This is a genomic window from Chryseobacterium daeguense DSM 19388, assembly GCF_000430825.1.
In the GTDB taxonomy this organism is placed as follows: Bacteria; Bacteroidota; Bacteroidia; order Flavobacteriales; family Weeksellaceae; genus Chryseobacterium; species Chryseobacterium daeguense.
On sequence record NZ_AUMT01000011.1, the window covers coordinates 149,654 to 156,221 of the forward strand.

6 protein-coding genes and 1 riboswitch are annotated in these 6,568 nt (G+C 35.0%); all 6 genes read left to right on the top strand.

What is annotated here, in order from left to right; all coding sequences use genetic code 11:
- Positions 1–232 precede the first annotated feature (232 nt).
- The 6 genes from H560_RS0114090 to H560_RS0114120 all read left to right on the top strand — a co-directional run bounded on the left by H560_RS0114090 (position 233) and on the right by H560_RS0114120 (position 6,224).
- A complete protein-coding gene (locus tag H560_RS0114090) occupies positions 233–2,380 on the top strand; it encodes an endonuclease MutS2 (protein WP_027380646.1) in 2,148 nt (715 codons plus the stop codon).
- Positions 2,381–2,389: 9 nt separating this feature from the next.
- On the top strand, positions 2,390–2,878 hold the full coding sequence (locus H560_RS0114095) for a YcxB family protein (RefSeq protein ID WP_027380647.1): 489 nt from the start codon (positions 2,390–2,392) through the stop codon (positions 2,876–2,878).
- A 113-nt stretch (positions 2,879–2,991) separates the two neighbouring features.
- Positions 2,992–3,666 (top strand): hypothetical protein, encoded by a 675-nt coding sequence (locus tag H560_RS0114100; RefSeq protein WP_027380648.1) that lies wholly within the window; start codon positions 2,992–2,994, stop codon positions 3,664–3,666.
- A 340-nt stretch (positions 3,667–4,006) separates the two neighbouring features.
- Positions 4,007–4,669: an ATP-binding cassette domain-containing protein gene (locus tag H560_RS0114110; protein WP_027380650.1), complete on the top strand. Its 663-nt coding sequence runs from the start codon at positions 4,007–4,009 to the stop codon at positions 4,667–4,669.
- Positions 4,670–4,699: 30 nt separating this feature from the next.
- Positions 4,700–5,500, top strand: a complete 801-nt coding sequence (locus tag H560_RS0114115) for a hypothetical protein (protein WP_027380651.1) — start codon at positions 4,700–4,702, stop codon at positions 5,498–5,500.
- A gap of 49 nt (positions 5,501–5,549) precedes the next feature.
- Positions 5,550–5,731, top strand: a riboswitch (cobalamin riboswitch).
- Between the two features lie 109 nt (positions 5,732–5,840).
- Positions 5,841–6,224 carry an acyl-CoA thioesterase gene (locus H560_RS0114120; RefSeq protein WP_027380652.1) on the top strand — a complete coding sequence of 128 codons (384 nt, stop codon included), beginning with the start codon at positions 5,841–5,843 and terminating at the stop codon, positions 6,222–6,224.
- Positions 6,225–6,568: the final 344 nt, after the last annotated feature.

A 6,568-nucleotide genomic window follows, 5' to 3' on the forward strand; every position in this document is an offset into this window, starting at 1 on the left:
ACCACAAAAAATTTTAACAAATTAGACCACTAAAGAAAATAATCTTCACTTAAGAAGAAAATCGAAGATTTTCAAAAAACTAATGTGTTCTTCTTTGTAATAAAAATGTAAACTTCAGAAACATAAGTGTTAAAATCTTTTGCACCTTTTGTGGTTAAATAAAAGTTAAGCTTATTACTCTCAAATTAACTCATTTTCAAATTAATTCACATTTTCTCACTAAATTTGCAGTGTGTATATAAATAAAGAAGATTTAAACGAATTAGAGTTTCCGCAATTGCTCGCGGAAATTTCTCCTTTTGCGTATTCTCCGAAAACTAGAGAAAAAATTCTTCAACTTCGTCCGATGGAAATTGACGAGGCAGAACTTTCATTGAAAAAAACCTCCGAATATTTATCGAGTTTTGAAAGTTCAAATGCGATTCCTTTTGATGAATATGAAGATATTGAAAGTGAGCTGAAGCTAATGCTGATTGAAAATTACCGACTTGAAAACAGCGCTTTCATCAAAATCAAAACCATCACGGAGCAAATCGGAAAACTGCAGAAGTTCTTCCCGACGATGCAGGAAACCTTCCCTACTTTGCTGGAAGATGTATCTGTTTTGGAGTTCAGAAAGGAAATTATTGATAAGGTAGATAAAGTTTTTAACCGTTTCGGTGAGGTAAAAAGTGAGGCATCTCCCATTTTAAAAACAATAAGAGCCGAAATTCAGGTGGCAAAAAAAGCCATTCAGGAAAACTTTAACAGGGCATTGTTTAATTACGGACAAAGTGAATTTTTGGACGATATCCGTGAAACAATCATTGATGACCAAAGGGTTTTAGCCGTAAAATCCGGATTCAAAAAAAGAGTTCCGGGAAGAGTCCTGGGACTTTCAAAAACGGGTTCTATTACCTATATTCAGCCGGACAGCGTTGTGAAGCACTATTTCAAGCTTCGCGAAAATGAAGAGGAAGAAAAAAAGGAGATTGACAAGATTTTGAGACAGCTTACTGCGGAACTGGCGGAATTCCAACCCCAGCTCTGGAGATATCAGAAATATATTTTTGACCTTGATTTAACGAGAGCTAAAGCGAAATTTGCAGAACTCATCAATGGTGTTTTACCGAAAATCAACCGCCACAGAACCCTGAGACTGAAAGATGCTTTCCATCCTCTGCTGTTTTTGAGAAATAAAGCGGAAAATAAAACCATTTACCCTCAAACCCTTACATTAACGGACCACAACAGGATTATCTGTATTTCCGGACCGAATGCAGGAGGAAAATCAATCACTTTGAAAACGGTAGGTTTACTTCAATTGATGATTCAAAGCGGAATTTTGGTTCCGACCCATCCCAAATCCGAAATGTTTTTCTTTGATAAGATTATGACGGATATTGGTGACAATCAATCCATTGAAAATCACCTTTCTACCTATTCATCAAGATTGAAGAAAATGTCCGGAATCATCCGTGAAGCAGATGCAAATACGCTTTTGTTAATTGATGAATTTGGAACTGGCTCAGACCCTGAATTGGGTGGTGCTTTGGCAGAAAGCTTCCTTGAATTCTTCTACGATAAAAAAAGTTTCGCCATCATTACAACCCATTACACCAACATTAAACTGGTAGTAGAACAACTTCCGAATGCAGAAAATGCAGCAATGCTGTTTAATGAAGAAACGCTGGAACCCATGTACAAGCTGGAGGTGGGACAAGCGGGGAGCTCATTTACTTTTGAAGTGGCTGAAAAGAATAAAATACCGAGATTTATCATTCATTCTGCGAAGAAAAAAGTGGAACACGATATTGTAAATCTGGATAAAACGATTGTAAAGCTTCAACAGGAAAAATATGAAGTCGAAAAGCTGAAAACCGATCTTGCCGAGAGAAAAGAATCTGTTGAGGACAAGCGTGACAACCTTCAAAAACTGAATGAACAGCTTCAGCAAAAACTGTTCAATTTCCAGAAATTATATGAAGAGGAACACCGCAAACTGCAGTTTGGAAATAAGATCGAAGCTTTTATAGACAGCTATGTAAAAGGGAAATCCAGGAAAGATGTGGTGAAAGATTTTGTGAAAATTCTGGAACAGGAAAAATTCAGGAAAATTGGTGCAGATAAAGATGAATCTAAACGTCTGCAGGTGGTTAAAAGAAAAATAACCCAACAATTAAAAAAAGAAGAGGTAATTGAAAAAATCTCCGAGACCAATGAAAAGCTGGAAGAAAAACGTAAAACCGACCGCGCCCTTTGGATGAAAGTCGGGCAGCGTGTTCGTATCACCGGGAGTACCAGTGTAGGTACCATTGAAAAGATTTCCAGGAATAAGGTAATTGTGAATTATGGTACTTTTAAAACCACGATTAATGCGGATGAACTGGAAAGGATTTAATAATAAAATATGACTGTAAAAACTCAAATTACTTTTAAAGATTTTTTAATGTTTTATCTAAAAAACTCTTTAATCAGACTTATTGTATTTCCATTATTGATATCAATATTCTTGATTTTAAATTATTATGCGGAAGATCACTTTGAAAAAAATATTTTAAAATCAACATTAATGTGGTTTATAATATTTTTAATACTTATAGTTATTAGGTCTTTCTTTCGTTTAAAAAAAGTATTTTCTTCCAACAAGAATATTCAGGAAAATATTTCATACACTTTTACTAATGAAAACATTCGTCTTGAAGGGGATACATTTGATAGCGAATTTACATGGGATGCTGTTTACAGAGTTAAAGAAAATAATGAATGGTTCTTAATTTATCAAAGTGCACAAATTATGAATATGATTCCTAAAAAGTATTTCACTAAGAATCAAATTTTAGAACTCAGAAATATTATTAAAGTTAATAATGTAAAGTCAAAGCTTAGAAATGATTAATAATTAAATCAGCACAACAAAAAGAGAGTCACAAAAGGCTCTCTTTCTTTTTAGGATCCCTCAAAACTTTGTCATATGATATTTTTTTCTATTTTTACTGAAAACAATAATTTATGAAGCCACTAAAAGTCTTGTCGGACTTATTACCTATTCCGAGTTATACGGTGATTATCCTTTGCTTTTTCTTTCCTTTTTTTCTTATAAAATGTGGAGATACAACATTAATGTCAATTAAAGGAACAGACCTGGTAACGGGAGTTTCCAAGAAGACCATGAATGACAGGATGAAAGAAACCATGAAGAAAAGCTCACCTTTCGGATCTGCATTTGGAAAAGATGAATATGAAGAAAGTTATACAAATTCTGATAATGAATACTCTCCGTTAAACGATTCCAAGCCGAAAGAAAATAAAAAAGACAACGAAAATATTCCGCCGAATCCGCTTATTATTGTTACATTTTTAATGGCTATTGCCGGAATTGCGGTTCAGCTTATCAAAAGCGTGAAAAAGAAATATATCTATCATATTATTTTTTCTGCTGCAGGGCTCGCTTCCCTACTGATTTTCTACTGGAGCTTTCAGGCAAAGATGGAAGGCCTGGGAAATAATGAGCTCGGAATGGGTCTGGGAGGAGGAGTTTCTATAAGTTATGGCTTTGGAACAGCCTTGTATGTCTGCGGAGTAATTTTTCTTTTAATTCTTTCGTTTTTTGGGGTGTTTTCATATTATTTAAAAAACAGCCCGGAATCTATTTATGGCTCCCAAAGGCAAAATCAGGAGTCTTAAAAAATTTTAATAACTAATAAATAAGGAGTGTTGCATAAACACTCTTTTTTATTGAAATTTGATTTATGATTAAACAACTCAAGATTCTGTGGATTTTTTATATCAAATTATTGATTCCTGCTGTTTTATTTTCTTTATTACTGGCGTGTCTCACAGGATTTAATGTTTATAATTTCGGACTATGCTTTTTACTCGTATTTCCGTTTTTACATTATTTTATTTATGAAATAAGATTTAAAGGTGAATATTATTTTTACGCCAATTTTGGATTTTCCAGATTGTTTCTTTGGATATTTACTCTTTTACTGAGCCTAATTATTAATCTTATCACCAAACTCTTATGAGCAAACTGCACATCGACAGCATTACAAAATCTTTCGGTTCAAAAAAGATATTGCAGGATGTTTATCTGAGCATTAAAACCGGAGAAATTGCAGGATTACTAGGAAGGAATGGCGAAGGCAAATCTACTCTGCTGGAAATTATTTTCGGAACCGTAAAAGGTGATACCCAATTCGTAAAAATAGATCAAAAGATCCTGCAAACTCAGGCTGATAGGAAAAACAATATAGCTTATCTGCCGCAACATTTTTTTCTTCCCCGAAATGTAAAAATTAAGAATCTGATCCCGCTATTCTGTACAAAGCAAAATACCGAGAAGCTTTTTAATTTAGATCTTATGAAAACTTTTCTTCATAAAGCCCCAGGAAAACTTTCCGGCGGAGAAAAGAAAATTACTGAAGCTCTGTTAATCCTTTATTCAAATTCAAAATTTATATTGCTGGATGAGCCTTTCAACGGGCTTTCGCCTAAAATGACCAGTGAAATACAGAAGATCATAAAAGAACAGGCTGAACAGAAAGGAATTATCATTTCAGACCATCGCTTTCAGGAGGTTGCGGCTATTTCGGATAGCATGTATCTGCTTTCTGATACGGTTTTAAGACCTGTGAAAGATTTAGAAGAATTGAAACAATATAATTATCTTCCGAAAAGTATTTAATTTATATATTTGAACAGTCAAAAAATTTTCATGATGATTTCCGTAAACAAAGCGTTTTATTTATCAGTTTTCAGTCTTTTTTCCATGGCTTTTGCAAAAGGTCAGAATAAAGTTCCTTTCGGTGTTGTAAAAGCTGAGGAAGGCTATGCCATGGTGCGTGTCCATAAAGAAGACTACAGAAAAATAGTAGATAAAATCCGGATGAAAACCGGTGATGTTTTTGTTTATGTAAAACCCGCTCCCGGAGAAACCGAATGGATCTGGATCAAATATCCTGAAAAAAGCGACACAGAAAAACCTTTCGTACGATACGACAGCATTACAAAAGAAGGGATGGTGAATAAGAACCGCGTGGTATTCGTAGACCAGCTTCCTCATTTTACGCCCTCAAAATCTAAAAACGGGAAATCATTAATTTTTACGGATGATTCTAACCCAAAAATTCCGGGAAACCAGAGAACTAAAGTGATTATCGACATCTATCCTTCTTACGCCCACATCAAAAAACAGGAAAAAGATGCTGATGGAAATATCACTAAACTTGATAAAGTAAAGCCTTGGGGAATCGGGAAAGAAGTTCCTGAAGGTTTAACTGAAATTAAATCTGTGCGCGTACAGCAGCCCGGAAGAGGTTCCGTTTTTGTAAGGGATGCCATTAAAAATATGTTCCAGCCTACGATGGACTTCAATAATGTAGGGGTTACCGCGATTGATAATGACCACATTTTTCTATACATGATCAACGGAACGGGTGAAAACCGATATACCACTATCTGGACCATTAAGCAAGGTAAAGTGGAAAGTCAGATCATTTTCAAAAACCCTGAATAATTCACCAATAATCATTATTTTTGTACCTGAAAGCAACAAGCCTTACGTTTGCTGCCTTCAAGAAACTGGTTTTGCTTAGCTGCAGATTAAAAGGGAATCGTGTGAAAATCACGAACTGTCGCGCAACTGTAAGTAAATGAAGTCTTTATATAAATCCACTGTTTCTTTTTTGAGATGGGAAGGAATAAAGATGTTACAAGTCAGGAGACCTGCCTTTTCTTATTAACAAAAAAACTTTCGCGATTTGAAGTTTATTGATCCAATAGATGCCCGGAGATTTCTGTCTCTGTCATTTTCTGTTGTTTTAATATGTTCATTTCGCTTTAATTAATAATGAAATATGACAACAGAGGAAAGAATTGAAGCATCCGAAACCAGAATCTTTAAAGCGGTTTTCCCGAACACAACCAATCATTATGACACTCTTTTCGGAGGTACGGCGATGCAATTAATGGATGAAGTAGCCTTTATTGCAGCTACAAGGTTTGCAAGAAAACGTGTAGTAACCGTGAACAGCGATAAAATTGATTTTAAAAAGCCAATTCCCGCAGGAACCATTGTAGAGCTTATCGGCAGAGTTTCCCATGTAGGAACAACGAGTATGAAGGTAAATGTAGAAATCTATACCGAACAGATGTATTCTTATGAAAGGGAAAGAGCGATTGTAGGTGATTTTACTTTTGTGGCAATAGATGAACTCAAGAAACCGATTTCGATATTATAAGGCCCGGCGGCCGGAGGCCGCCCGAGCCCGATATTTTTAACTTGTTTTTTAAAGTGGTTTCGGCGGGCTTTGCCCGCCGAAACTTTTATTTACTATTCCCACGGATTACACAGATTTCCAAAGATGTTTATGTTTATTTTGATAAAAAGTGCGATATCATCTGTGAAAATCTGTGTAATCCATGGGAATTTTTATCATGTTATTAGATTAAAAACCTTATTCTAACTTTATAGTAAATCTATTTCAAAACCTTCTCAGTTTCCAGGTTTTTAATTAACAAATATTGAAAAGCTTCTCCCAACTCATCCGAAGCTCTGCTGATGGCATTTTCCAGCATATTTCTG